Here is a 25,583-nt window from a genome sequence, read left to right on the forward strand (position 1 = left end):
TCCATCGTGGGCGCGGGGTCAGGCGATCTCGGCCAGATTGATCGCGGACTCCATGTCCACCGCCACGATCCGCGACACCCCTTGCTCCTGCATGGTGACGCCGATGAGCTGGTTGGCCATTTCCATCGCGATCTTGTTGTGCGAAATAAATACGAATTGGGTGCGATCCGACATGCGCGCCACCATCTTGGCGTAGCGCTCGGTGTTCGCGTCGTCGAGCGGCGCGTCGACCTCGTCGAGCAGACAGAACGGCGCCGGATTGAGCTGGAACATGCCGAACACCAGCGCAATGGCCGTGAGCGCCTTCTCACCGCCGGACAGCAAATGAATCGTCGAGTTCTTCTTGCCGGGCGGCTGGGCCATCACCTGCACGCCGGCGTCGAGAATTTCGTCGCCGGTCATGATGAGCTTGGCCTGTCCGCCGCCGAACAGCATCGGGAACAGTTCCCCGAAATGCTTGTTCACCTCGTCGAACGTGCCCTGCAGCAGCACACGCGTCTCCTCGTCGATCTTGCGAATGGCGCCTTCGAGCGTTTCGATGGCGTCGTTCAGATCGGCCGATTGGGCGTCGAGGAAAACCTTGCGCTCGCGCGCGGCCTCCAGTTCTTCGAGCGCGGCCATGTTGACCGGTCCGAGCGCGTTGATCGCGTTGTTGATGCGGGTGACTTCGCCTTGCAGGTACGACGGCTTCATGTCCGGCGTGAGCTTGGCCGCGAGGGCTTGCTCGTCCACCTCGGCGGCCGCCAGTTGCTCGACGAACTGCTCGCGATTGAGCCGCGCCGCCTGTTCCTTCAACTGCAGTTCGGTAATGCGCTCGCGCAGCGGCTGCAGACCGCGCTCGGCCGCGAGACGCTCCTCGTCGCTCTGACGCAGCTTCTGTGTGAGCGCTTCGAGTTCCCTGCGCGCCGCGGCCAGGATTTCTTCCTTCTCGGCGCGCAGTTCCAGCGCATCCTGCAAGCCGTTCTCGGCCGTCTGTTCGGTGATCTGGGCGAGTTCGGCCTGCGCCTGCTCGATCGACGCGACGAGTCGCTCGGCCTGTTCGTGCGCCGTCTGGATATTGCGGCGATGCTCATCGATCTTGCTCGCGACGCCCTTCTGGCCATATGTCGCTTCCTGCGCCAGGCGCTCCAGTTCGCGCGCGCGGTTGCGCGCTTCGGAGAGCTGGGCGTCGAGCGATTCGAACTCGAGCTGGCCGTCTTCGAACGTTGCCTGCAGTTCGGCCAGACGCGCGTCAGCCTGCTCGAAGTTGGCTTCCGACTCGGCACGCATGGCCGATTGCTCTTCGATCTGCGCGGCGATTTCGCGCAGTTCTTCGTCGATCTGGGTGCTGCGAGCGTTGTAGCGCTCGTGCGCCTGGGTGAGCTTGAGGACGTCCAGTTGCAGCGCGTGCACGCGCTGCGTGGCGCGCTCGGCGCGGCCCCGCACTTCGGTCAACGACTGCGCCGCCTGGCTGTAGGCGGCCTCGGCGCGCACCGCGTTGGCCTTCGCTTCGTCCGAGAGCAGCGCCTGCGCACGCAATTGCTTGCCGAGGTTTTCGATTTCCTGCTGGCGGGCGAGCAAGCCGGCCTGCTCGGAGTCCGCCGCATAGAGCTGCACCCCCACGCGCGTGACCTGATGCCCGGCCTTGACGACGATCGCGGCGCCTTCGGGCAGTTGGCCGCGCGCGGCCATCGCCTGCGCGAGATCATCGGCGACGAATACGTGACCGAGCCACTCCTGCAGCACGGCGCGCAGGCCCGGATCGTCGATGCGAAGCAACGACAGCAGCGCGCGCAGCGACGCGGGCGCGTCGAGCGCACGCGCGGCCGGCGGCGGCGAGTAGAACGCCAGCTTGGCCGGCGGCGCGTCGCTCGCGAAAGCCTTGACCCAGTCGAGATTGCTGATTTCGAGCGCCGCCAGACGCTCGCGCAGCACCGATTCGAGCGCGTTTTCCCAGCCCGGCTCGATGTGCAACTTTTTCCACAGACGCGGCAACTGGGCAAGCTCGTGCTTGTCGAGCCACGGCTGGACCTTGCCCTCCGTCTGCACGCTTTCCTGCAACTGCTTGAGCGCGGCGAGACGGGCTTCGAGCTGGGCGATGGTCGCCGCTTCGGCCTGCACGCGCGCCTGCGCTTCGGCGCGTTCGGCCTCCAGGCGAGGCAGACGCTCCTGCGCTTGGGCGAGTTCGGCCTGCGCGTCTTCGAGCATCGCCTGATGCTCGGCCAGCTCCGCACGCTGCATCTCCAGCTCGGCTTCGTCAGGCTTGTCCAGCCCGCGCGCCTCGCCCTGCAGGCGCTCCTGACGCTGCTGCAACTGCTGCAGCGCCTGATCGGCGTTGCGCTGGTGCGCCGCCTCGAGCTTCAGGCTCTGCTCGACTTGCGCGATTTCGCTGCGTTGCTCGTTGAGCAGGTTCTGCGCGTCGCGCCAGCGCGCCTCGAGTGCGGGAAGCGCATCGTTCTGTTCTGCGGCCTGGTCCTGCGCCGTGGCGGCGCGCTCTTCGGCGATGATGAGCTCTTCCTCGGCAAGCGCGAGCGCCTCTTCGGACTGCGCCGAGCGGGCCTGCCACTGTTCGCGCTGCGAAGTCAGCGCGGCCAGTTGCGCCTGCACGCGATTGCGCGACTCGACCACGTAGCGGATTTCCGCCTCCAGGCGGCTCACCTCCGAGTTGGCCTCATACATGGCGCTTTGCGCGGCCTGCACCGCATCCGTCGCGGTGTAGTGCGCGGCGCGCAGCGTTTCGAGGTCCGATTCGGAGCCGCGCAAACGCGCCATCTGCGCTTCGAGGTCGACCTGCGCCGCCTCGATCGCGCGCTGCTGACGCTCTTGCTCGTTCTGCGCTTCGTTCTTGCGCAACAGCCACAGCAACTGCTGTTTTTCCTCGCCGTCGCGCTGCAGATCCTTGAATCGATTGGCCACGACGGCCTGCGACTCGAGCTTCTCGAGATTGGCGCCGAGCTCGCGCAGGATGTCCTCGACGCGCGTCAGGTTCTCGCGCGTGTCCTGCAGGCGGTTCTCGGTCTCGCGGCGGCGTTCCTTGTACTTGGACACGCCGGCGGCTTCTTCGAGGAACACGCGCAGTTCCTCGGGCTTCGCCTCGATGATGCGCGAGATCATCCCCTGCCCGATGATGGCGTAGGCGCGCGGCCCCAGACCGGTGCCGAGGAAGATGTCCTGAATGTCGCGGCGGCGTGCCGGCAGGTTGTTGATGTAGTAGCTGGACGTGCCGTCGCGCGTGAGCACGCGCTTGACGGCGATTTCGGCGTACTGGCTCCACTGCCCGGCGGCGCGCCCCGCGCTGTTGTCGAACACGAGTTCGACGCTCGCACGGCTTGCCTGCTTGCGGGCGGTCGACCCGTTGAAGATCACGTCCTGCATCGATTCGCCGCGCAGCTCCGAGGCGCGCGACTCGCCGAGCACCCAGCGCACGGCGTCGATGATGTTGGATTTGCCGCACCCGTTCGGGCCGACGATCCCGACCAGTTGGCCTGGCACCGCAAAGTTCGTCGGATCGACGAACGACTTGAAGCCAGCGAGTTTGATGGAAGTCAGACGCACGGCAGGTTCGCTTTTTCGGTCATTGAATGATGGGAAAGACGCAGACGCGCTCAGCTGGTCCTGTCGGGCCTCGCGCACGCTGGCGCGCGCGGGGGCCACACTACGCCGAGTCCACGATATTCGCGCGAAAACAATGCCTTATCGGCACCGCCCCGCTATCGCATGCGACCCGGCGTCACATCGGTACGCATCATACCATCGCATCCCCGGGCGTCGCGCTTTTACAACGCCGCGGCGCGGGCAAAATGCCGGACAGCACGCCGGCCGCGACGATACACAGCCCGCCCGCGATTTCGCGCATGTCGAGGCCCTCGCTCGCCAGCCACCACGAGGAGACGGCGGCCACCACGATTTCGAACAGCATGATGAGTGCCGCCTGATTGGCCGGCACCCGCGCCAGCCCGAACTGGACGATGACATTCGTGATCGCAATGGTGCAACCGAGCGCGAGTACAACCGCTGCGCTCGTCCCGCTCGACGAGAGTTCGGCGAGCGCCGCCCGTCCGGCCTCGACCCCGCCGTCGAGCGGCAGCACCAGCAAGCCGCCCACGACGCAACCCAGATAGAGCGTCCAGCTGCGCATCTCCGGGCGCACGTCGGGCAGCGCCTGGCTGACCTTGCGCAGCAGCACGTTGTTGAGCGCAAACGCCGCGCCGGCCATGGCGCCGGCCCATTCGCCGGGGTTGTCCGGCATGGGCCAGCCCAGCTCGGGCGACCAGAGCATGAGCCCGGCGCCGCCCAGCGCCAGCGCGATGAGCCCCGCGCCGCACAGCCCGACGCGCTCGCCGAGCAGCCAGTGGGCGAAGAGCGCCGTCCAGACCGGGGTCAGATAGAAAAGCAGCAGCACGCGCATGACATGGCCGTGCGTGGTGCCCCACACGAACGACACGTTGGTGGCGCCGCCCGCGAACGCCACGCCCGCGAGCAGCCACGACCAGCGCAGCGTGCCGAGCGAGCGGCGATAGACGAGCGTGAGCAACAGCAGTGCGACGGTGGCCGTACAGGCCTGGGCGGGCACGGCCGCCACGCCCCACTGGGCCAGCATCCGGTAGGGAAACCAGGCCAGCCCCCACACCGACGATCCGATGAGAATGGCCAGGGCGGGCGCCGCCCGGGTGCGCACAGACGCGCCGGACGCTACGTCCGGGCCCTGCGAGCCGTTGCCGGCTACGGTCATGCTGATGACTCCTGAAAAACCTGAGATACTCCGCAGGCTTGCCCCATTGGCGCCTCGGAATGTGCTGAATTACGCGGCGGTCGCGCCTTGGGCGCGCCGTGACGGTATAATTTTCGCTTTGCCGATCTTGCCATTCTTGCGGGCATCCGGGAACCCCTTCGGGAGACGGTTCTTGTCCGCCAAGCCCTGCCGCACGCGTGCGCCAAGCTGCCTCGAATTGCCTCGAATCGAATCGCGCCACAGCGCGAACCCTAGTCCTGAGTCTGTTTGAATCTCGTGAACCCATTACTCGACAAGCTCCAGCCTTACCCCTTTGAACGCCTGAAGTCGCTGGTGGCCGATGTCACGCCCGCCAGCGCCTTCAAGGCCATCAGCTTCGGTATCGGGGAGCCCAAGCACCCGACGCCGCAGTTCATCAAGGAAGCCCTGATCGAAGGGCTGGGCGGCCTTGCGAACTACCCCGCCACGGCGGGCAGTGAGCCGCTGCGCGCGGCCATCGCGCAATGGCTGGAGCGGCGCTACACGCTGCCGAACGTGAACCCGGCCACCGAGGTGCTGCCGGTGACCGGCTCGCGCGAGGCGCTGTTCTCCTTCGCACAGGCTGTGGTCGACGGCAGCAAGCCCGGCGCGCGCGTGCTGTGCCCGAACCCGTTCTATCAGATCTACGAGGGCGCGACGCTGCTCGCCGGCGCCACGCCCTATTACGCCGACAGCGATCCGGCACGCAACTTTGCGCCGAACTACGACGCCGTGCCCGCCGACGTCTGGCGCGACGTCCAGCTCGTCTACCTGTGCTCGCCGGGCAACCCGACCGGCGCGGTACTGGGTCTGGAGGACTGGAAGCGCCTGTTCGAACTGTCTGACCAGTACGGTTTCGTGATCGCCTCGGACGAGTGCTACTCCGAGATCTATTTCGACGAAGAGCACGCACCGCTGGGCGGCCTGGCCGCGGCGCATCAGCTCGGGCGCGGCTTCGAGCGCCTGGTGGTGTTCTCGAGCCTGTCCAAGCGCTCGAACGTGCCGGGCATGCGCTCGGGCTTCGTCGCCGGCGACGCCGCCATCCTCAAGAAATTCCTGCTGTATCGCACGTACCACGGCTGCGCGATGAGCCCGGCCGTGCAGGCCGCGAGCATCGCCGCGTGGAACGACGAAGCGCACGTGCGCCTGAACCGCAGCAAGTACCTCAGGAAATTCCAGACGGTCACGCCGATGCTCGCGCAAGTGCTCGACGTGCGCCTGCCGGACGCCGGTTTCTATCTGTGGGCCAGGGTCGACGCGAAGACCGGCCTGTCGGATACGGAATTCACGCGCCAGTTGCTGGCGCAATACAATGTGGCCGTACTGCCCGGGTCGTATCTGGGCCGCGCGGCGCACGGCACCAACCCGGGCGAGAACTACGTTCGCATCGCCCTCGTGGCCGATGTGGACGAATGCACCGAAGGCGCGCAGCGCATCGTGCAGTTCTGCCAATCCCTTTAATTACTCACTGCAACTGATTCTCGCCATGTCGCAACAACTGCAAACCACCATCGACCAAGCCTGGGAAAACCGTGCCGAGATCTCGGCCAAGTCGGCGCCCGCCGACGTGCGTGAGGCGGTCGCCCACGTCATCGCCGAACTCGACAAGGGCGCGCTGCGCGTGGCCCAGAAGCAGGACGGTCAGTGGATCGTGAACCAGTGGGTCAAGAAGGCCGTGCTGCTGTCGTTCCGCCTGGAAGACAACGCCGTGATGCCGGCCGGCGGCTTCAGCCAGTTCTACGACAAGGTGCCGAGCAAGTTCGCCAGCTACACCGCCGAAGATTTCGCACGCGGGGGCTTTCGCGTCGTGCCGCCGGCCGTGGCGCGCCGCGGCTCGTTCATCGGCAAGAACGTCGTGCTGATGCCGTCTTACACCAACATCGGCGCCTACGTCGACGATGGCACGATGGTCGACACGTGGGCCACCGTCGGCTCGTGCGCCCAGATCGGCAAGAACGTCCACCTCTCGGGCGGCGTGGGCATCGGCGGCGTGCTCGAGCCGCTGCAGGCCAACCCGGTCATCATCGAGGACAACTGCTTCATCGGCGCGCGCTCGGAAGTCGTCGAAGGCGTGATCGTCGAAGAGAACTCGGTGATTTCGATGGGCGTGTACCTCGGCCAGTCGACCAAGATCTACGATCGCGAAACCGGTGAAGTTCACTACGGCCGCGTGCCGGCCGGCTCGGTCGTCGTGCCGGGCAACCTGCCCTCGAAGGACGGCAAGTACAGCCTGTACTGCGCGGTGATCGTCAAGAAGGTGGATGCGCAAACCCGCGCCAAGACCGCCATCAACGATCTGCTGCGCGGCGAGTAAGCCAGCGCGCAGGATGCCGGCGAGTGCGAGGACCTCGCCCGCCGGCTTTTTTTTGTAACAGCGACATCAGGAGTCCAGGCATGACGGCAGTGCTGTACGGCATTCCCAACTGCGATACCGTGAAGAAGGCGCGCACGTGGCTCGACGAGCACGGCGTGGCGTATGACTTTCACGACTTCAAGAAGGCGGGCGTGAGCGACGCAATGCTAGACCTCTGGCTCGCGCAGGTGCCGCTCGCCACGCTGCTCAATCGCCGGGGCACCACGTGGCGCAAGCTCTCGCCGGAGCAGCAGGCCGCGGCGGCCGAGGTGCCGGCGGCGCGCGCCCTGATGATCGAAAACCCGTCGCTCATCAAGCGCCCCGTGCTGGTGGCCGACGGCAAGGTTTCCGTGGGCTTCACGCCCGACAGTTACGCTTCACGATTCTGACTTCATGACTTCCTCCCAAGGCGCCACGCTCGCGCTTACCGAGCAACTGATCGCCCGTCACTCGGTGACGCCCGAAGACCGCGACTGCCAGACGATCCTGGCGCGCCGGCTGGCCGCGATCGGCTTCGCGTGCGAGACCATCGCGTCGAACGGCGTGACCAACCTGTGGGCGCTCAAGCGCGGCACGCGCGGCACCGACGGCAAGCTGCTCGTCTTCGCCGGCCACACGGACGTGGTGCCGACCGGCCCGCTCGAGCAATGGCACTCGGACCCGTTTGCCCCGACGCACCGCGACGGCATGCTCTACGGTCGCGGCGCGGCCGACATGAAGACGTCGCTGGCCGCATTCGTGGTCGCTTCGGAGGAATTCGTCGCCCAGCATCCGGATCACGCCGGCGCCATCGGCTTCCTGCTCACCAGCGATGAGGAAGGTCCGGCCACCGACGGCACGGTCAAAGTCGTCGAAGCGCTCCAGGCGCGCGGCGAGCGGCTCGATTACTGCGTGGTCGGCGAGCCGACCTCGAGCCGGCGTCTGGGCGACATGGTCAAGAACGGCCGGCGCGGATCGATGTCGGGCAAGCTCGTCGTCAAGGGGGTGCAAGGTCATATCGCGTACCCTCATCTGGCGAAGAACCCGACACATCTGTTCGCCCCGGCGCTGGCCGAACTCACCCAGACCGTGTGGGACGAAGGCAACGAGTACTTCCCGCCCACCACGTGGCAAATCTCGAACATTCATGCGGGCACCGGCGCGACGAACGTCATTCCCGGCGAACTGACCGTAATGTTCAACTTCCGCTTCTCGACGGCGAGCACGTCCGAGGGCCTCCAGCAGCGCGTGCACGAATTGCTCGACCGCCATGGCCTGACCTATACGCTCGACTGGACGATCAGCGGCCAGCCGTTCCTCACGCCGCGCGGCGAGCTCTCCGAAGCGCTGTGTGGCGCGATCCGCGAGGAAACGGGGCTGGAGACGGAGCTGTCGACGACCGGCGGCACGTCCGATGGCCGCTTCATCGCACGCATCTGCCCGCAGGTGATCGAGTTCGGCCCGTGCAACGCGAGCATCCACAAGATCGACGAGCACATCGCGGTGGCCGACATCGAGCCGCTCAAGAACATCTATCGCGGCGTACTCGCGCGTCTGGTGGCCTGATGACCATGCACGCGCATTCCTCTCACCCGTTTCGGACGCTGCGCGACCTGCTGCGCTACGCCGTGTCGCGTTTCAACGAGGCCGGGCTCGCGTTCGGCCATGGCTGCGCCAGCGCATACGACGAAGCCGCGTATCTGCTGCTCCACACGCTGCACCTACCCATCGACACGCTCGAGCCGTTTCTCGACGCGCGGCTGCTGCCCGAGGAGATCGAGCGCGCGCTGTCGGTCATCAATCGCCGTGCCGGCGAGCGCGTGCCCGCCTCGTACATCACCAACGAAGCATGGATGCACGGCCGGCGCTTCTACGTCGACGAACGCGTGATCGTGCCGCGCTCGTTCTTGGGCGAACTGCTCGAAGACGCGCTGCAGCCGTGGGTCAACCATGCCGAGGACGTGACCGACGTGCTCGAACTGTGCACCGGCTCGGGCTGCCTCGCCATTCTCGCCGCCGAAGCCTTCCCCGCGGCGCACATCGACGCCGTGGACATCTCCCCCGACGCCCTCGCCGTGGCCAGGATCAACGTGGCCGATTACGCGCTGGAAGACCGCGTCGCGCTGCATCTGGGCGATCTGTATGCGCCGCTGCCCGAGGGCAGGCGTTATGAGGTCATCCTGACCAACCCGCCCTATGTGAACGAGGGTTCGATGCAAGCGCTGCCGGCCGAATATCGTCACGAACCGCGCCTTGCGCTCGCCGGTGGCGACGACGGCATGGACGTGGTCCGGCGCATCATCGCGGGCGCACGCGAGCGCCTGAGCGACGATGGCGTGCTGATCGTGGAAATCGGCAACGAGCGCGCTTTCGTCGAGGCCGCGTTCCCTGATCTGCCCATGACGTGGCTCGCCACCAGCGCGGGCGACGACATGGTGTTCCTGGTGCACGCGGCCGACCTGCCGTAAGCGAACGGTCGCCAGCACGGCGCCCGGCCGCTGCGATCGCGGCTGTCGCCGCACTCGCTGCTCTCGGGACGGTGGCATCGCCGCCCCCCCTCGCCCAAGTCGACACACCCCGGTTACACTCGGGGTCCCGAGTCGGCTCGACTCTTGGCTGGGAGGAAAGAAGTCCGTCATGGTGCTCAATTGGCTCGACGTCGGCTTTGGCGTGGCCTGTATCCATGCACTGGGGATCATCGCCGCGATCCACGCGGTCCTGACGGTGCGCACGTCGCAGGGCGCCGTCGCGTGGGCGGTATCGCTCACGACGATGCCGTACCTCACGCTCATCCCGTATCTCTTTCTCGGACGCTCGAAGTTCGTCGGCTACGTCGAAGCGCGGCGTGCACGCAACGAAGCGCTGCAGTCGCGCATGGGCGAAATCCAGTGGACCGGCGAGCCGCCCGTTTCGATCGACGCCCACCCCGAATTCGCCGCGCTCACCGCCATGACGCGCATGCCGTTCGTGGCGGGCAACCATGTGCGTTTGCTCGTGAACGGGCGCGCCACGTTCGAGGCCGTCTTCGCCGCCATCGACCGCGCGCGCGACTACATCCTCGTTCAATTCTTCATCGTCAAGGATGATGCGCTCGGACGCGCACTTGCCGCCCGCCTGCTCGCGCGCGCCGCAACGGGCGTCAAGGTCTACTTTCTCTACGATCGCATCGGCAGCCACGACCTGCCGCGCAGCTATTGCGAGAAGCTGCGCGAGGGCGGCGTCCTCGTGCATGAATTCGCGGCGGCCAGGCGCGGCATCATCGTCAATCGGTTCCAGCTGAACTTCCGCAACCACCGCAAGATTGTCGTCGTCGACGGCAACGAGGCGTTCGTGGGCGGGCACAACGTCGGTGTGGAGTATCTCGGCGAAAGGCCGCCGCTCGCGCCGTGGCGCGACACGCATGTTTCGGTGCGCGGTCCGGCTGTCGTGGGCATCCAGCGCGCCTTCGCGGAAGACTGGCACTGGAGCACGGGCACGGTGCCCGAGCTCAACCGTCAGCCGGCCGCCTCGGGCGAGGACATGCACTGCCAGGTGGTGCCGAGCGGCCCCGCCGACCGGCTCGAGACATCGTCGCTGTTCTTCGTGACGCTCATCAACGCCGCGCAAAAGCGCGTATGGCTCGCCACGCCCTACTTCGTGCCCGACGAAGCAGTCTTCTCCGCCCTGCGGCTCGCGGTGCTGCGCGGCGTGGACGTTCGGCTGCTGATCCCCGACCGGGCCGACCACTACGTGGTGTTCGAGGCGACCACGTCATACGCCTTCGAGGCGGCGCGCAGCGGCATCCAGGTCTATCGCTACCAGCACGGCTTCGTCCATCAGAAGGTCGTGCTCATCGACGACAGCGCCGCGGCCGTGGGCAGCGCGAACCTCGACAACCGGTCGTTGCGCCTCAACTTCGAGCTCATGCTGCTCACGGTCGATCGCGCCTTCGCCGACGGCGTGGCATCCATGCTGGCCAATGACTTCGCGCGCGCCGCGCTGCTCGACAAGGACGACTTTCGGAAAGTGCCGAGGTGGCGCCAACTCGTGATGCGTGTGGCGCGGCTCTTCGCGCCGATTCTCTGACGCTCGCCGGCGTGTCGCGACAAGGCGTGCGGGCGTGGCTGGCGCAATGGATTTCCGCCGGGACCGCCCCACCCGGTAAAATGCGCGTTTGGCCGCCCGGAGGCGGCCTCGCCCGCATTCATACCGCTATCTCGTGATCCGATTCGAACACCTCACGCTCGCGCGCGGCACCAAGCCGCTTTTCGAGGACACCTCCGTCACGCTCAATCCCGGCGAACGCGTCGGCCTCGTCGGCGCCAACGGTGCCGGAAAGTCCACGCTGTTCGCGCTGCTGCGTGGTCAGTTGCACGCCGACGGCGGCGATGTTCTCGTGCCGGCCAGTTGGCGCGTTGCCCACGTCATGCAGGAAACGCCCGCCGTCGAGCGCACCGCACTCGACTACGTGCTCGACGGCGACACCCGTCTGCGCGAGATCGAAGCGGCCATTGCCGCGGCCGAAGCGGCCCACGACGGCCACGCACAGGCCGAGGCGCACGCGGCGTTCGCCGACGCCGACGGCTACACCGCGCCGGCGCGCGGCGAGGCGCTGTTGCTCGGCCTGGGATTCACACTGGCGCAGACGCAGCTGCCGGTGGCGAGCTTCTCGGGCGGATGGCGCATGCGCCTGAATCTGGCGCAGGCGCTCATGTGTCCGTCCGATCTTCTGCTGCTCGACGAGCCGACCAACCACCTGGATCTGGACGCCATCGTCTGGCTCGAAGACTGGCTCAGGCGCTACGCGGGCACGCTCATCGTGATCTCGCACGATCGCGAGTTTCTCGACGAAGTCTGCAACGTCACCCTGCATATCGAGAACCAGCAGATCAAGCGCTATGGCGGCAACTACAGCCAGTTCGAGATTTTGCGCGGCCAGCAACTGGCGTTGCAGCAAAGCGCGTTCGTGAAACAGCAAAAGACGATCGCGCATCTCGAATCGTTCATCTCGCGATTCAAGGCCAAGGCCACGAAGGCGCGTCAGGCGCAAAGCCGCATGAAGGCGCTCGAGAAGATGGAGCGCATCGCGCCCGCGCATGTGGCCTCACCGTTCACGTTCGAGTTCCGGGCGGCTGACAGCGCACCGAACCCGATGCTGGTGCTCGATGCCGTGCGCTGCGGCTACGCGCTCGACGACGGCTCCGAAAGGATCATCCTGCCGCATGTGACGATGTCGGTGCAAAACGAGCAGCGCATCGGCTTGCTCGGCGCCAACGGCCAGGGCAAGTCGACGCTGATCAAGACGCTTGCGGGCACGCTCGCGCCGCTGGCCGGCACGGTGAAGACCGGCAAGGGGCTGCAGATCGGCTACTTCGCCCAGCACCAGGTGGAGACGCTGCGTCACGACGATTCGCCGCTGCAGCATCTGCAGCGCCTCGCGCCCGACACGCGCGAGCAGGAGCTGCGCGACTTTCTCGGCGGCTTCAATTTCCGCGGCGAGATGGCCACCTCGCCCATCGCACCTTTCTCGGGCGGGGAAAAGGCCCGCCTGGCCCTGGCGCTCATCATCTGGCAAAAGCCCAATCTGCTGCTGCTCGACGAGCCGACCAACCACCTGGACCTGGAAACGCGTCATGCGCTCACGATGGCGCTCGCGCAATTCGACGGCACGCTGATTCTCGTCTCGCACGATCGGCACTTGCTGCGCGCGACGACCGATCAGTTCCTGCTCGTGGCCGGTGGCGAAGTCAAGCCGTTCGACGGCGATCTTGACGACTATCGCGACTGGCTGCTGCAGCACGCGGCCGAGCAGCGCGCGGCCGCACGCCAGATGCGCGGCGAAGCCGACGACAGTGAGGGTGCGGAGGGCGCCGACGGTGCAGACGGCGTCACGCGCAAGGACCAGAAGCGCGCCGAAGCGCAGGAACGCCAGCGCCTGTCGCAGTTGCGCAAGCCGCTGCAGCGCAAGATCGAGAAGCTCGAAGCGTCGATGGCGGCACTGTCGGAAGAAAAGGCCCGGCTCGACGCGCTGCTCGCCGACAGCGCGACATACGACGCGTCGAACAAGGCGCTGCTCACCGAGAGCCTCAGGCAGCAGGCGGATGTCGCCGCGAAGCTGTCGGCGGTCGAAGCCGAGTGGCTGGAAACGCAGGAAGCGCTCGAGCAGATCGCCTGATAGCGGCCGAGCGCGGCAGGGCGAGCCGTTCGTCCCCGCGCCCCTGCCGCCCCCTTGCCTGCCTGCGACGACACACTTCGCCGACGTTACATCCCGGCGACCACAGAAATCGCTTGCTCCAGACGGTCGACGGCGTGGACTTCGAGCCCGTCAATCGGTTGCTTCGGCGCGTTCGCCTTGGGGATGACCGCAATCGAGAAACCGAGCTTGGCGGCCTCCCGGAGGCGCTCCTGCCCTCGTGGGCTCGGCCGGATTTCCCCCGCCAGACCGACTTCGCCGAACGCCACGATGCCGCGCGGCAGCGGCTTGTTGCGCAGCGACGAATGGATCGCGAGCAGCACCGCAAGATCGGCCGCCGGCTCGGAAATCTTCACGCCGCCCACGGCATTGAGAAACACGTCCTGGTCGAAGCACGCGATGCCCGCGTGGCGATGCATCACCGCCAGCAGCATGGCCAGACGGTTCTGCTCCAGCCCGACCGCCAGACGCCGCGGGTTCGGCACCTGCGCCGTGTCGACGAGCGCCTGCACTTCGACGAGCAACGGGCGCGTGCCCTCCTGCGTGACGAGCACGCACGAGCCCGGCACGCTCTGCTCGTGCTGCGAGAGGAACAGCGCGGAGGGGTTCGCCACACCGCGCAGCCCCTTCTCGGTCATCGCGAACACGCCGAGTTCGTTCACGGCGCCGAAGCGGTTCTTGAATGCGCGCACGAGACGATAGGACGAGTGCGTGTCGCCTTCGAAATACAGCACGGTGTCGACGATGTGCTCGAGCACGCGTGGCCCGGCCAGACTGCCCTCCTTCGTCACGTGACCGACCATGATGACAGTCACGCCGCTTTGCTTGGCCGCGCGCGTGAGCTGCGCGGCGCACTCGCGCACCTGCGCCACCGAGCCGGGCGCGGAGCTCAGCGCTTCGGAATAGATGGTCTGGATCGAGTCGATGACGACGACGTCGGGCTTCTCCGAATCCATCGCCCCGAGAATCTTCTCGAGCTGGATTTCCGCGAGCAGATCGAGCTCGCCGCCGCCCTCGCCCGACGCCCCCAGGCCGAGTCGCTGCGCGCGCAACGCAATCTGCGCACCGGATTCCTCGCCGCTCACGTAGAGCGCGCGGCGCTCGCGCGACAGATGCGCCAGCGACTGGAGCAGCAGCGTCGACTTCCCGATGCCGGGATCGCCGCCGATCAGCACCACGCCGCCGGCCACGAGGCCGCCGCCGAGTACGCGGTCGAATTCGCTCACGCCGCTCGAAAAGCGCGGCACGTCCGCCGCTTCGATCTGCGCGAGCTTGCGCACCGGCGTGCTCTTGGCGAGCGACTGATAGCGGTGGCCGGTCGACGTTTCCGCCACGGACTCGACGAGCGTATTCCAGCCGTTGCAGTTGGGGCACTGACCGGCCCACTTGGGCGTTTGCCCACCGCATTCGGTGCAGAGGTAGACAGTCTTGGCTTTGGCCATGCGTTTGCGATCCCGTCCCGGTGTTCCGTGGTTCAGTTGGCGTGCACCGGAACGCGGCGCGCAACCGCACACATCAACTCGTAGCCGAGCGTGCCAGCCGCGGCAGCCACCTCGTCGATGCTAAGCCCGCGGCCCCACAGCGTAACGCTCGAGCCTACGCGCGCCTGCGGCACCGGCGTGAGGTCGACGGCCAGCATGTCCATCGACACGCGACCGACCGTGCGGGTGCGCACGCCGTCGACGAGCACCGGCGTGCCCGTGGGCGCCACGCGCGGATAACCGTCGGCATAACCGCACGCGACCGTGCCGACACGCATCGGCGCCTCGGCCGTAAAGAGGCTGCCGTAGCCGACCGTGCCGCCCGCGGGCACGTCCTGCACGCCGATGAGCGAGGCTTCGAGCGTCATCGTCGGCTGCAGATCGAGCGACGCGGCGCTCACCTCGACGCCCTTCGGCGACGACCCATAGAGCATGATGCCGGGACGCACCCAGGCACCGTGCGTGCCCGGATGAAACAGTGTGGCCGCCGAATTGGCGAGACTGCGCTCGCCGGGCACGTCGCGCGCGCCGCGCTCGAACGCTTCCATCTGGTGCTCGATGCCTCGCGGGCCGTCGGCGTCGGAGAAGTGAGTCATCAGCACGATCTGGCTCACGCACGGAATCGCGCGGGCACGCTCCCACGCGGCACGAAAACGCTCGGGCGCGAAACCCAGGCGATTCATGCCGGAATTCATCTTCAGCTGCACGTTGACCGGCTTGGTGAGCCGCGCCGTCTCGAGCATGCGCAACTGGTCGTCGCAGTGCACGGTGGTCGTCAGACCGTACTCGTCGACGACGGCCAGGTCGTCCGGCGTGAAGAATCCCTCGAGCAGCAGAATGGGGCCGGCCCAGCCGAGCTGGCGCAAACGGACGGCCTCGTCGAGGTCGAGCAGGCCGAAGCCGTCGGCGTCGCGCAATCCGGGATAGGCGTTCTCGATGCCGTGCCCGTAGGCGTTGGCCTTGACGACCGCCCACACCTTCGCGGCGGGCGCATGGCGGCGGGCGACGTCGAGATTGTGGGCAAGGGCTGCGGTATGAATCGAGACTTTGATGGGACGAGGCATGGCAGGTTCGGCAACGGGAGGAGAAGCTCGCCGGCACAGGCCGGCGGCATAACGCATCGGCATATTTTCGTGTTATAAAGCCGTGCGCACAACTTGTTTTGCCGAAATCTTTATCCCGACAAGAATATCGGTCTCAGACCGAGGGCGACCGGGCGCCCGACACGGGGACTCCAAGACCGAGCATACGGTCGTTTGACGACATTTGAAGGCTGGATGAGCGCAGATACCCCTGTGTTTAAGCCCGGTTTCTTCCCGTTAAGGCGCCTGCGGAGGGCGCCGCGGATTCCGACAACCGAGACACGCAAGTTTTACGCCGCACGGGATCGACTCAAGTACCGATGAAGAAAGGCTTTTACACCATCATGGCCGCGCAGTTTTTTTCGTCGCTGGCCGACAATGCATTGCTCATCGCCGCAATCGCACTCCTGAAAGACTTGCATTCCCCGCAGTGGATGACCCCGCTGCTCAAACTCTTCTTCGTTCTCTCCTACGTCATTCTCGCCGCCTACGTGGGCGCGTTCGCCGACTCGATGCCCAAGGGCCGGGTGATGTTCATCAGCAACTCGATCAAGGTAGCCGGCTGCCTGATGATGCTGTTCGGCTCGCATCCGCTCATCGCCTATGGCGTGGTGGGGTTCGGCGCCGCGGCCTACTCGCCCGCGAAGTACGGCATTCTCACCGAATTGCTGCCCGCGGAGAAGCTCGTCGCGGCCAATGGCTGGATCGAGGGGCTGACGGTGAGCTCGATCATTCTGGGCACGGTGCTCGGCGGTGCGCTCATCAGCCCGCACGTCTCCGAGTGGATCCTGCAGCGCACGCCCGAGGTCATCAATTCGCCCGCGATGGCCGCCATGGTGGTCATCATGGGCATCTACGTGATCGCCGCACTGTTCAATCTGCGCATTCCCGATACCGGTGCGCGCTATGCGCGCCAGGAACGCAACCCGATCAAGCTCGTCTCCGATTTCGCCGATTGCTTCGTCACGCTGTGGCGCGACAGGCTCGGTCAGATTTCGCTCGCCGTGACCACGCTGTTCTGGGGCGCCGGCGCGACGCTGCAGTTCATCGTGCTGCGCTGGGCCGAGAAGGCGCTCGGCATGACGCTGTCCGAAGGCGCGATCCTGCAGGCCGTGTCGGCCGTGGGCGTGGCCATTGGCGCCATCGTGGCGGCTTCGCGCATTCCGCTCAAGCGCTCGCTGTCCGTGCTGCCCGTGGGCATCGCCATGGGCGTCGCCGTCATGGCCATGGCGTTCTTCTCGAAGGACCTTCTGCCCTGGGGCACCGAGTGGAAGATGCCGCTGTACCTGATCATCGCGTACATCTTCCTGATCATCGTGGGCGCGCTCGCCGGCTTCTTCGTGGTGCCGATGAACGCCCTGCTCCAACACCGCGGACACGTGCTGCTCTCGGCCGGCCATTCGATCGCCGTGCAGAACTTCAACGAAAACCTGTCGGTGCTGATCATGCTGTGCCTCTACGCCCTGCTGATCTGGTGCAACATGCCGGTCGGGGTCGTCATCATCCTCTTCGGTGTGTTCGTCTCGGGCACGATGTGGCTCGTCATGAAGCGCCACCAGGCCAATCAGCGCGAATTCGACTCGGTCGCGCTCATTGGCGAAGTCAAGCATTGATATGGATTTGCGTCAGTCGTCCGCCCCTATCGCCCTCACCATCGCCGGCTCGGATTCCAGCGGCGGGGCCGGCATCCAGGCCGATCTCAAGACCTTTTGCGCGCTCGGCGCATACGGGGCGAGCGTCATCACGGCGCTCACCGCGCAGAACACGCAAGGCGTGACGGGCATCCACACGCCGCCTGCGAGTTTCGTCACGGCTCAGATGGACGCCGTGTTTCAGGATCTCGAAGTCGACGCCGTAAAGCTCGGCATGCTCGCGAACGCCGACGTCGTGCGTGCGGTGGCCGCCGGCCTGCGGCGGTACAAGCCGCGCTTCGTGGTGCTCGATACGGTGATGATTTCGAAGAGCGGACACGCGCTGCTGCAACCGGACGCCGTCGCGGCACTGCGCGACGAATTACTGCCGCTCGCGGATCTGATCACGCCGAACCTGCCCGAGGCCGCCGCGTTGCTGGGCGTGGCGCCTGCGACGGACGAAGCCGGGATGGAGCGCCAGGCGCAGGCGCTGCGCTCGCTCGGCGCTCGCCATGTGCTCGTCAAGGGCGGACATCTGGCGAGCGACCTGAGCCCGGACTGGCTCGTGAGCGCCAGCGGCGTCGAGCGCTTCAACGCGCCGCGCATTGCCGCTCACAACACGCACGGCACCGGGTGCACGCTTTCGGCCGCACTCGCCGCCTTGCGTGCGCGTCGCGAAGACTGGTCAAGCACCGTGCGCGACGCCAAGGCCTACCTGAGCGGCGCACTCGCGGCCAGCGACGCGCTGCGCGTCGGGCACGGCATCGGCCCCGTTCATCACTTCCACGCGATCTGGCCGAAGCCGTAGCGCGTGTCGGCGAACGCGCCGCGCGTTCGCCCCTCTCACGTTCGTCCCTCGCGTCTGCAAGCCCGGCGCCCTGCCGCCGCCGTCAGATCGACGGCGCGCTGTCTTCGGCGGTGCGTGCGAGCGCGCGTTGCGCAGCCGCCTCGGCGCGCTCGCTCAACTCCTCGATGCGATGCCTCGCTCGCGGCGCCCAGAAATCCGGCACGATGAAGCCGCGCTCGCATTCGAACCAATCGTCCGCTGCGCCGGGCTTCTCAACGCCCTCGCGGCGTGCGAGCGAGACGACGAGCAGCGGCTCGGCGACGCCGCGCTCGCGCCAGTGCGCCTCGATGCGCTCGTGCATCTCGACGAGCGAGCATGCGCGGGACGCCGCAACGCGCGCAGGCGCCAGCCAGCGCGCGCGCGGCAGCATGGCCCACGCACGCGCAGGAGACGACGCGCCCGCGGGCGCGGCCGATTGCGCGTGCGCCCACCACTCGTCGAGCGTCGCCCACCAGCCCCTGCCGTGCGTCTCGGAGGCCGCCTGCGGCAACTGCACGGGCTGCGTGAGCGGATGGAACAACCAGCCCTTGAGGTACACCTGCGGCAGCCACGGGCCGGCCGCCGGCAACGCACTGCGGGCAGCGTCGAGGGTCGTGAGCCGCAGCTGGTGTCCGAGCAATCGCGCGACCTTGTCGGCGAAGCTGTCGGCGAGGTTCGGCCCGAGCCAGTGAAATTGCACAGCGCGCTCGTCGAGCGGGGCCGACGCGGCCGGGGGAACGAACAGATACAGCTTCACGGCCAGTTCCCAATGCAGCAGCCGGCGGTCGGCGCGACGCTCGAGCAGGAAGTCGCATTCGCCGAGCGTCATGTTGCCACGCCGCGCGTCGCGCACCTGAAGGCCGGCCGCGAGCAGTTCGAAGCGCGGGCTGTGCAGCAGTGCGTAGTGCAGCAACTGTTCGGCATAACGGCCGAGCCGGTGACTCTCGCCGCGCGCGAGAAATTCGCGCAACGGCCGCGAATCGGCGTCGCAGGCGAGCAGCCAGTCGTGCAGGTCGCGGGAATGGAAGATGGGATCGGGAGCAGAACCGGGATCGGGACCGGGATCAAAATCGCCGGGCGGCGACGTGCCGGGCGCTTGCGGCGCTGGCGAGGATGGCGATGGCAGTGGCGGTGATGTCGGTCGCGATGACGGTCCCGATGATGGTCCCGATGGCGGCGACGTCTCGGCCGCGGCGTGGACGCCGTCGAAGTGGGCAAGCGCCGCGGGAAAGCGCGCGGCACTGAGCAAATCGGCAGACAGCAACAGCCACGCGAGGTCGCGCACCGGCGCCTCGCGCAGCGTTTGCATCAGTTCGCCATAGGCTTGTTGGCCGGAGTCGATTCGCACACTGCCTCGTAGGTAGCCCGCGCCAGGCACCAATCCGTCCAGGCCTTGGCCTTGTCGGGCAGACTGCGTAACAGATAGGCCGGATGATAAGTCACGATCACCGGCACCCCTTCGTACTCGTGTACGCGCCCGCGCAGGCTGGCAATGCTCGCCTGCGTGCGCAGAATGCTCTGCGCCGCGAAGCGCCCCATCACCACGATCACCCGCGGCTTGAGCAACGCCACCTGCCGCTTCAGATACGGCTCGCAGTTCGTCACTTCGCCGGGTTCCGGATCGCGGTTGTTCGGCGGACGGCACTTGAGCACGTTCGCGATATACACGTTCTCGCCGCGCCGCAGCGTTACCGCGCGCAGCATGTTATCGAGCAGCTTACCCGCTTGTCCGACGAATGGCTCGCCCTGCAGGTCTTCCTGTTGCCCGGGCGCCTCGCCCACGAGCAGCCAGTCGGCTTCGCGATCGCCCACGCCGAACACCGTCTGCGTGCGCTTCTCGCACAGGCCGCACAGACGGCAATTGGACACGCGCTCGGTCAGCGCGTCCCAGTCGAGCGTGTCGAGCGCCGGTACGGCCGGGCGCACCGCCGCGCCGCTCGCCTGACCGGCCTCGCCGGCCTCGCGCATGATCGACCACAGGGCCGCATCGGCCGCCGCGTCGCCGTCGCCGCTGCCATCGGCGTCGAGCCACATCGGAATGTCGTCGGGCGGCGCAGCGCCCATGCGGCGCTGGGTGCCGCGCGCCGCCCCATCGGACGCATGATCGGATGCAGCATCCGGCCCGGCAGCCCGGGCCGCCGGGCGAACGGCGGCAGGCGGCGCCATCGTCGCCGTGCGCGCCGAAGTCGCGGCGACCGGCGTCACGTCCCACGGCGGCAGTTCGTCCGCCTGTGCAGGGCTCGCTGCGCGCATGGCGTTCGTCGCCCGCGCGATAGCGTCGGGCGCAGCAAGCGTCGCCCCGCCGTCGGCTTGCGCGTCGGCCACAAGGGATGCGGCACCTTGCGGCACCCACACCGGCCAAAGCCCGAACTCTTCCAGAATCGCTTTAGGCCACGGCACGATCGGTCTCCCACGACAGGCGCATCACGATAGCGTCTTCACGACGCCCGCTCGCCGGATAGTATCCCTTGCGGCGGCCAATCTGCTCGAAGCCGAAACGCTCGTAAATGCGCAGCGCGCGCAGGTTCGACGGGCGCACCTCGAGCAGCACGCCGCCCATTCCCTGCGCGCGCGAGACGCGCACGACTTCTTCGAGCAACTGCACGCCCAGTCCGTTGCCCTGCATCTCGGGTGTGACGCAGACGTTGAGCAGATGCGCCTCGTCCACCACCGGCATCAGCAGGAAATAGCCGAGCAGCGTACCGTCGACCGCCCGCAGACAAACCCCGTGATGTCCGGCGGCAAGCGAATCGGCGAAGTTCTGGCGCGTCCACGGGAACGGATAGGCGCGCACCTCGACGGCGAGAATCTCGTCGAGATCGGCCATCGTCATCGGTGAAAAGTGGTTCGGCCCGCTCTGGCGCATCACGACGCTCCCTTGCCGCCGCCGGGCGCGGCCGCCTTGATCGCCTCGCGCTCGGCCGTCGTCTGCGCCACCTTGTTGCGGATGTACACCGGCATGGCCTGATCGGCGGGAATCGCCTCGCCGCGCGCGAACGCGCGGGCCGCCAGTTCGGCGACGTAACGTGCGCGCGGCATGGCGTCGGCCAGCACGGCCTGCGCCGCGGCAGCCGCCTGCAGACGCTCGCCGAACGCAGTCGCGGCGTTGCCCGCGACGACGAAGGCCGCGTCGGGCGCGCGCACCTGCTCTGCGGCGTCGAGCGATGGAGCCCGCACCTCTTGCCATTCGCCCGCCGCGGCATCCCAGGCGTAGTCGGCCCAATACGCTTCGTTCATGCGGGCATCGAGCGCAACGAGCACACGCCGGGCGTCGGCACGCGACGCGCGAGCCGCCTCGGCGCAGGCCAGGAGCGTGCCGACGGGCACCACCGGCAGTCCGGCGCCGAATGCGAGCCCCTGCGCCACGCCGCATGCGGTGCGCAGCCCGGTAAACGAGCCGGGGCCGGCGCCAAACGCGATCGCGTCGCAACCGGCGAGCGCAACGCCCGCCTCACGCAGCACCTCGCGCGCGGCGGGCAGGATGTGAGTGCTGGAAACCGGACCGGTATCGAGGTGACGCTCGACGACGAGGGCCGGAGCGCCGCTGGCAGGATCGTGGCGATATACGGCGACCGAGCAGAATTCGGTCGAGGTATCGAGAGCGAGAAGCGTAATCGAAGACATGGCGCTATTGTAATCGGCCACACGGCGCGCGACCTAGCGGGATCGCGAGCTTGCAGGATGCGCGCGCCGCCGCGGGCGCCACGCGGCTCGCCGTCCGCCCTCTCATCCCCCGTGAAAATCCGAACGTGCACTTTTCCAAAAAACCAGGTATAATCCGCGCTTCGCTTAGCGGGACCCTACGCAATTTCCCGTCAGGCGACGAAAAACCGCGTTTTGCCCCAATCCTGTGATAAGCCGTAGTAGTGCTTGCCGGCACTGGCGTTCGCCACGAATGAATCGCGAACGACCCGCCGCCGTCCCTGGCTTACGATACGGATTACGATCCGCTTTCTGCCCCATCCGCGATTTGCTTCCTGCTTGCGACGAATTGGGTTTGCCGATTGGCGCCAACGCCCCGACACAACCTATCCATCCGCAAGAGGATTCATGGAACAGACTTCCAAGCTGTCTGCGCTCGCGCAGACGTATTTCCCTACGTCCGAAGAAAATGCCCACGCCACCGTTGACGCTGCAACCGCGGGCAACGACGACGGCAAGCCCACGTTCGCCGAACTCGGCCTGAACCCGGCCATTCTCTCGGCACTCGCCACCGCCGGCTACCACCATCCCACGCCCGTGCAGCAGCGCGCCATTCCGGCCGCGCTCGCCGGGCGCGATCTGCTGGTGTCGAGCCCGACGGGTTCCGGCAAGACGGCCGCCTTCATGCTGCCGGCCATCCATCGCTTCGCCGAGATGCAGGCCAGCGGCGAGCTCAACGGCCGCGCCCCGGCCGCGCATCCGCGCAATCAGCCGGCCGCGCCGGGCGAGAAGCCGCGCAAGGGCCAGCGCGTTCGCCGCGTGGCCGCCCAACCGCTGCTGCTCGTGCTCACGCCGACGCGCGAACTCGCGCAACAGGTGTCGAGCGCCGCGGACACGTATGGCAAGCAACTGCGCCGGCTGCGCACCGTGAGCATCCTGGGCGGCATGCCCTACCCGCGCCAGCTCGAAATGCTGGCCAAGCAGCCCGAGATCATCGTGGCGACACCGGGCCGCCTGCTCGATCACATCGCCAGCGGCAAGATCGACCTGTCGCAACTGATGATGCTCGTGCTCGACGAAGCGGATCGCATGCTCGACATGGGCTTCATCGACGATATCCAGACCATCGTCGACGCCACGCCCGAATCGCGCCAGACGCTGCTGTTCTCGGCGACCATCGACGCTCGCATGGGCGAGATCACCCGCCGTCTGCTGCGCGATCCCGAGACCATCGAGATCACGCGCGGCACCGAGCAGCGCACCAACGCCAACATCGAGCAAACGCTGCACTACGTGGACGATCGCGCCCACAAGGACCGTCTGCTCACGCACCTGCTCGGCAACGACGCGCTCGATCAGGCCATCGTGTTCACGTCGACCAAGCGCGACGCCGACCTGCTGGCCGATCAGCTCGAGCAAGCCGGGTTCGACAGCGCCGCGCTGCACGGCGACATGCCGCAAGGCGTGCGCAACCGCACGCTGCGTGCGCTTCGCGAGCGCCGCGTGCGCGTGCTCGTCGCCACCGACGTGGCGGCGCGCGGCATCGACGTGCCGGGCATCACGCACGTGTTCAACTATGACCTGCCGAAGTTCGCCGAGGACTACGTACACCGTATCGGCCGTACCGGCCGCGCCGGCCGCCGCGGTGTCGCCGTGAGCCTCGCCGCACACGCCGAAATCGGCGCGGTGCGCCGCATCGAGCGCTATACGCGCCAGCCGCTGCCGGTCAACGTCGTGGCCGGTTTCGAGCCGCGCCGTGCGCCGCCCAAGGCGGGTGCGGGCGGCAAGCGTCCGGGCCAGGGTCGCGGCGGTCCGCGTCACGGCCAGGGCAACGGCGGCGGTCGCTGGAACAGCAACGGCCCGCGCTACGCCAGCCAGGGTGGTAACGGCGCTGGCGGCGGTCATGGCGGTAATGGCGGTGGCGGCTATCAGGGCGGCCAGCGTTTCGGCGGCGGCAAGCCGGCCGGCGGCCCGTTCGAGCGTCGCGAGAGCAACGGCTTTCACGGCGGCTACCAGCACAGCGCCGGCGGCAATGCCGGCAACGGTTTCTCGAACGGCAGCAGCACCGACCGCTTCGAGCGTCGTTCGCCGCGCCCGTTCGACGGCAATCGCCAGGAGCGAAGCGGCCGTTCGTTCGAAGGCGGCTATCGCCAGGATCGCGGCGGCCGTGACTTTGGCGCCGCACGCCAGGATCGCGGCTTCGGCCATCGAAACGGTGGCAATGGCGGCGGCTTCAACAAGCGTCGCGGCGACTGAGCGTTCTTGGCGCGTCCCGACCCGAACGAGGCGTCGGGGCGCTGTCCGGCAAGACGTCCGACGAGACGCTCGGCGCCTCGCCCGCCCGCATCAAAACCCAACCCCCGAACGTCGGCGTGCCTCGTCGAAGTCGGGGTTTTTCTTTGTCCGCGTGAGGCGACCCGGCGAACGCCTCACGAGGCGCGCGCGAACCGGTCCGTGGCCTCGATCAGCCAGTGCAGAATGGTCGGCTCGCTGAACGCGTGTCCCGCATCGGGCGCCCAGTAGAAGTCCGCCTCGGGCCAGGCCTTGTGCAACTCCCACGCCGTGCGCGCGGGCGTGGCCACGTCGTAGCGCCCCTGTACGATCACGCCGGGAATGTCGCGCAGCGCCGACGCCCCGTCGATGAGCTGATTCGGCGCGAGAAAGCCGTCGTTGACGAAGTAGTGATTTTCGATGCGCGCGAACGCGATCGCGTAGTACGGATCGCCGAACGCTTCGGTGAGAGACTCGTCGGGCAACAGCGTGATCGTGCTGCCCTCCCACTGGCTCCACGCTCGCGCCGCTTCGACCCGCAGCGCCTCGTCCGGACTCGTCAGCCGCTTCTGGTAGGCGCGCATCAGATCGCCGCGCTCCTCGAGCGGAATCGGCGCGAGGAACCTCTCCCAGCGGTCCGGGAACAGCCACGACGCCCCCTTCTGGTAGTACCACTGCAACTCCTCGCGCCGCACGGTGAAGACGCCCCTCAGCACCAGCTCGCTCACCCGCATCGGGTGCGTCTGCGCATAGGCCAGCGCCAGCGTACTTCCCCAGGAACCGCCGAAGACGAGCCAGCGGTCATAACCGAACTTCGCGCGCAGCCGTTCGATGTCGTCCACCAGGTCCCACGTCGTGTTGTGTTCGAGGCAGGCATGCGGCAACGAGCGCCCGCACCCGCGCTGATCGAACAGGGTCACGCAGTACTTCTCGGGGTCGAACAGGCGCCGGTGCTCCGGCGAGCAGCCACCGCCCGGGCCACCGTGCAGAAACACGGCCGGCTTGCCGAGCGGATTGCCGCACCGCTCCCAGTAGAGCGTGTGACCGTCGCCCACGTCGAGCTGTCCGCTCTCGAACGGCTCGATGGGCGGGTAAGCGCCGCGCAGCGACGTCGGCCGCGCCTCGATGACCCGCCCCGGAGCGCGCGGCGTTCGCGGCGACACCGGCGCAATGGCGTGAGCGTCGGTTCTCGCGTCGTGGGGCGCATCGTCGGGAAAATCGGCTGACATCGGCATCCTCTCGTGAGCGGGGGCGGCTGGGACGAACGGCTTCGCCCAAGCCGGGCGCCGGCGGGGGCGAATACGTGAAGTCCAGTGTAGCGCGGTGCCGCAAACAAGACAAAGGACGCCCATCGACGGAAATGGGACGATGCTGCCATCGTCCGGCCCGCCCCGCTCGAGCCCTGCTCGAGCCGTGC

Annotated in this window: 19 protein-coding genes; 10 read left to right on the forward strand and 9 right to left on the reverse strand. The window is 67.4% G+C overall.

Translation table 11 applies throughout. The features are described 5' to 3' along the window. Nucleotides 1-18: 18 nt before the first annotated feature. Nucleotides 19-3,534 carry a chromosome segregation protein SMC gene (smc, locus tag PNO31109_RS12810; RefSeq protein ID WP_150555893.1) on the reverse strand — a complete coding sequence of 1,172 codons (3,516 nt, stop codon included), beginning with the start codon at nt 3,532-3,534 and terminating at the stop codon, nt 19-21. A 190-nt stretch (nt 3,535-3,724) separates the two neighbouring features. Further along, entirely contained in the window at nt 3,725-4,711 is a 987-nt protein-coding gene (locus PNO31109_RS12815; protein ID WP_150555894.1) for a DMT family transporter, read from the reverse strand. 276 nt (nt 4,712-4,987) lie between these two features. Between PNO31109_RS12815 and dapC the strand changes: the two genes are divergently transcribed. The 7 genes from dapC to PNO31109_RS12850 all read left to right on the forward strand — a co-directional run bounded on the left by dapC (nt 4,988) and on the right by PNO31109_RS12850 (nt 13,215). Continuing rightward, complete coding sequence (dapC, locus tag PNO31109_RS12820) at nt 4,988-6,190, forward strand: succinyldiaminopimelate transaminase (RefSeq protein WP_150556011.1); 1,203 nt, start codon at nt 4,988-4,990, stop codon at nt 6,188-6,190. 25 nt (nt 6,191-6,215) lie between these two features. Next, nucleotides 6,216-7,043, forward strand: coding sequence for a 2,3,4,5-tetrahydropyridine-2,6-dicarboxylate N-succinyltransferase (dapD, locus tag PNO31109_RS12825; protein WP_150555895.1), 828 nt, complete (start codon nt 6,216-6,218; stop codon nt 7,041-7,043). A gap of 80 nt (nt 7,044-7,123) precedes the next feature. Then, a complete protein-coding gene (locus tag PNO31109_RS12830) occupies nt 7,124-7,471 on the forward strand; it encodes an ArsC family reductase (RefSeq protein ID WP_150555896.1) in 348 nt (115 codons plus the stop codon). Between the two features lie 4 nt (nt 7,472-7,475). After that, nucleotides 7,476-8,627 carry a succinyl-diaminopimelate desuccinylase gene (gene dapE, locus PNO31109_RS12835; protein WP_150555897.1) on the forward strand — a complete coding sequence of 384 codons (1,152 nt, stop codon included), beginning with the start codon at nt 7,476-7,478 and terminating at the stop codon, nt 8,625-8,627. Nucleotides 8,628-8,632: 5 nt separating this feature from the next. Beyond that, complete coding sequence (prmB, locus tag PNO31109_RS12840; RefSeq protein ID WP_150556012.1) at nt 8,633-9,529, forward strand: 50S ribosomal protein L3 N(5)-glutamine methyltransferase; 897 nt, start codon at nt 8,633-8,635, stop codon at nt 9,527-9,529. Nucleotides 9,530-9,698: 169 nt separating this feature from the next. After that, nucleotides 9,699-11,126: a cardiolipin synthase gene (gene cls / locus PNO31109_RS12845; protein WP_150555898.1), complete on the forward strand. Its 1,428-nt coding sequence runs from the start codon at nt 9,699-9,701 to the stop codon at nt 11,124-11,126. A gap of 133 nt (nt 11,127-11,259) precedes the next feature. Continuing rightward, entirely contained in the window at nt 11,260-13,215 is a 1,956-nt protein-coding gene (locus tag PNO31109_RS12850; RefSeq protein ID WP_150555899.1) for an ATP-binding cassette domain-containing protein, read from the forward strand. Nucleotides 13,216-13,301: 86 nt separating this feature from the next. Here PNO31109_RS12850 and radA read toward each other — a convergent pair whose 3' ends face one another. Continuing rightward, nucleotides 13,302-14,675: a DNA repair protein RadA gene (radA, locus tag PNO31109_RS12855; RefSeq protein WP_150555900.1), complete on the reverse strand. Its 1,374-nt coding sequence runs from the start codon at nt 14,673-14,675 to the stop codon at nt 13,302-13,304. A 32-nt stretch (nt 14,676-14,707) separates the two neighbouring features. After that, nucleotides 14,708-15,778 (reverse strand): alanine racemase, encoded by a 1,071-nt coding sequence (gene alr / locus PNO31109_RS12860; RefSeq protein WP_150555901.1) that lies wholly within the window; start codon nt 15,776-15,778, stop codon nt 14,708-14,710. Between the two features lie 338 nt (nt 15,779-16,116). On the opposite strand from alr, the gene lplT reads away from it, so the two are divergent. Together lplT and thiD are read left to right on the forward strand one after the other, a co-directional pair. Next, entirely contained in the window at nt 16,117-17,409 is a 1,293-nt protein-coding gene (gene lplT, locus PNO31109_RS12865) for a lysophospholipid transporter LplT (protein ID WP_150555902.1), read from the forward strand. Between the two features lies 1 nt (nt 17,410). Next, nucleotides 17,411-18,235 carry a bifunctional hydroxymethylpyrimidine kinase/phosphomethylpyrimidine kinase gene (gene thiD, locus PNO31109_RS12870; RefSeq protein ID WP_150555903.1) on the forward strand — a complete coding sequence of 275 codons (825 nt, stop codon included), beginning with the start codon at nt 17,411-17,413 and terminating at the stop codon, nt 18,233-18,235. 82 nt (nt 18,236-18,317) lie between these two features. Here thiD and PNO31109_RS12875 read toward each other — a convergent pair whose 3' ends face one another. Genes PNO31109_RS12875 through tsaB form a run of 4 tightly spaced genes read right to left on the reverse strand, consistent with a single transcriptional unit; the run spans nt 18,318 to nt 21,877 of the window. Continuing rightward, nucleotides 18,318-19,601 carry a DUF1853 family protein gene (locus PNO31109_RS12875; protein WP_150555904.1) on the reverse strand — a complete coding sequence of 428 codons (1,284 nt, stop codon included), beginning with the start codon at nt 19,599-19,601 and terminating at the stop codon, nt 18,318-18,320. Next, nucleotides 19,562-20,653: a uracil-DNA glycosylase gene (locus PNO31109_RS12880; RefSeq protein ID WP_150555905.1), complete on the reverse strand. Its 1,092-nt coding sequence runs from the start codon at nt 20,651-20,653 to the stop codon at nt 19,562-19,564. The genes PNO31109_RS12875 and PNO31109_RS12880 overlap by 40 nt, the downstream gene beginning before the upstream one ends. Then, on the reverse strand, nt 20,640-21,119 hold the full coding sequence (gene rimI, locus PNO31109_RS12885; RefSeq protein WP_150555906.1) for a ribosomal protein S18-alanine N-acetyltransferase: 480 nt from the start codon (nt 21,117-21,119) through the stop codon (nt 20,640-20,642). The genes PNO31109_RS12880 and rimI overlap by 14 nt, the downstream gene beginning before the upstream one ends. Further along, complete coding sequence (gene tsaB, locus PNO31109_RS12890; protein ID WP_150555907.1) at nt 21,119-21,877, reverse strand: tRNA (adenosine(37)-N6)-threonylcarbamoyltransferase complex dimerization subunit type 1 TsaB; 759 nt, start codon at nt 21,875-21,877, stop codon at nt 21,119-21,121. Before tsaB ends, rimI begins: the two co-directional genes overlap by 1 nt. A gap of 426 nt (nt 21,878-22,303) precedes the next feature. Here tsaB and PNO31109_RS12895 point away from each other — a divergent pair, with 426 nt between their 5' ends. Beyond that, nucleotides 22,304-24,151: a DEAD/DEAH box helicase gene (locus PNO31109_RS12895; RefSeq protein ID WP_150555908.1), complete on the forward strand. Its 1,848-nt coding sequence runs from the start codon at nt 22,304-22,306 to the stop codon at nt 24,149-24,151. 173 nt (nt 24,152-24,324) lie between these two features. Here PNO31109_RS12895 and pip read toward each other — a convergent pair whose 3' ends face one another. Continuing rightward, complete coding sequence (gene pip, locus PNO31109_RS12900; protein WP_174966378.1) at nt 24,325-25,401, reverse strand: prolyl aminopeptidase; 1,077 nt, start codon at nt 25,399-25,401, stop codon at nt 24,325-24,327. Between the last annotated feature and the right edge of the window lie 182 nt (nt 25,402-25,583).

Origin of the sequence: Pandoraea nosoerga, from assembly GCF_902459585.1 — a bacterium.
GTDB lineage: Bacteria > Pseudomonadota > Gammaproteobacteria > Burkholderiales > Burkholderiaceae > Pandoraea > Pandoraea nosoerga.

Excerpts from the sequence above, each read along its gene's own strand:
- PNO31109_RS12815 (WP_150555894.1), bottom strand. The coding sequence starts at position 4,711 with ATGACCGTAGCCGGCAACGGCTCGCAGGGCCCGGACGTAGCGTCCGGC.
- dapD (WP_150555895.1), top strand. The coding sequence starts at position 6,216 with ATGTCGCAACAACTGCAAACCACCATCGACCAAGCCTGGGAAAACCGT.
- PNO31109_RS12830 (WP_150555896.1), top strand. The coding sequence starts at position 7,124 with ATGACGGCAGTGCTGTACGGCATTCCCAACTGCGATACCGTGAAGAAG.
- dapE (WP_150555897.1), top strand. The coding sequence starts at position 7,476 with ATGACTTCCTCCCAAGGCGCCACGCTCGCGCTTACCGAGCAACTGATC.
- prmB (WP_150556012.1), top strand. The coding sequence starts at position 8,633 with ATGCACGCGCATTCCTCTCACCCGTTTCGGACGCTGCGCGACCTGCTG.
- cls (WP_150555898.1), top strand. The coding sequence starts at position 9,699 with ATGGTGCTCAATTGGCTCGACGTCGGCTTTGGCGTGGCCTGTATCCAT.
- radA (WP_150555900.1), bottom strand. The coding sequence starts at position 14,675 with ATGGCCAAAGCCAAGACTGTCTACCTCTGCACCGAATGCGGTGGGCAA.
- alr (WP_150555901.1), bottom strand. The coding sequence starts at position 15,778 with ATGCCTCGTCCCATCAAAGTCTCGATTCATACCGCAGCCCTTGCCCAC.
- lplT (WP_150555902.1), top strand. The coding sequence starts at position 16,117 with ATGAAGAAAGGCTTTTACACCATCATGGCCGCGCAGTTTTTTTCGTCG.
- thiD (WP_150555903.1), top strand. The coding sequence starts at position 17,411 with ATGGATTTGCGTCAGTCGTCCGCCCCTATCGCCCTCACCATCGCCGGC.
- rimI (WP_150555906.1), bottom strand. The coding sequence starts at position 21,119 with ATGCGCCAGAGCGGGCCGAACCACTTTTCACCGATGACGATGGCCGAT.
- tsaB (WP_150555907.1), bottom strand. The coding sequence starts at position 21,877 with ATGTCTTCGATTACGCTTCTCGCTCTCGATACCTCGACCGAATTCTGC.
- PNO31109_RS12895 (WP_150555908.1), top strand. The coding sequence starts at position 22,304 with ATGGAACAGACTTCCAAGCTGTCTGCGCTCGCGCAGACGTATTTCCCT.
- pip (WP_174966378.1), bottom strand. The coding sequence starts at position 25,401 with ATGCCGATGTCAGCCGATTTTCCCGACGATGCGCCCCACGACGCGAGA.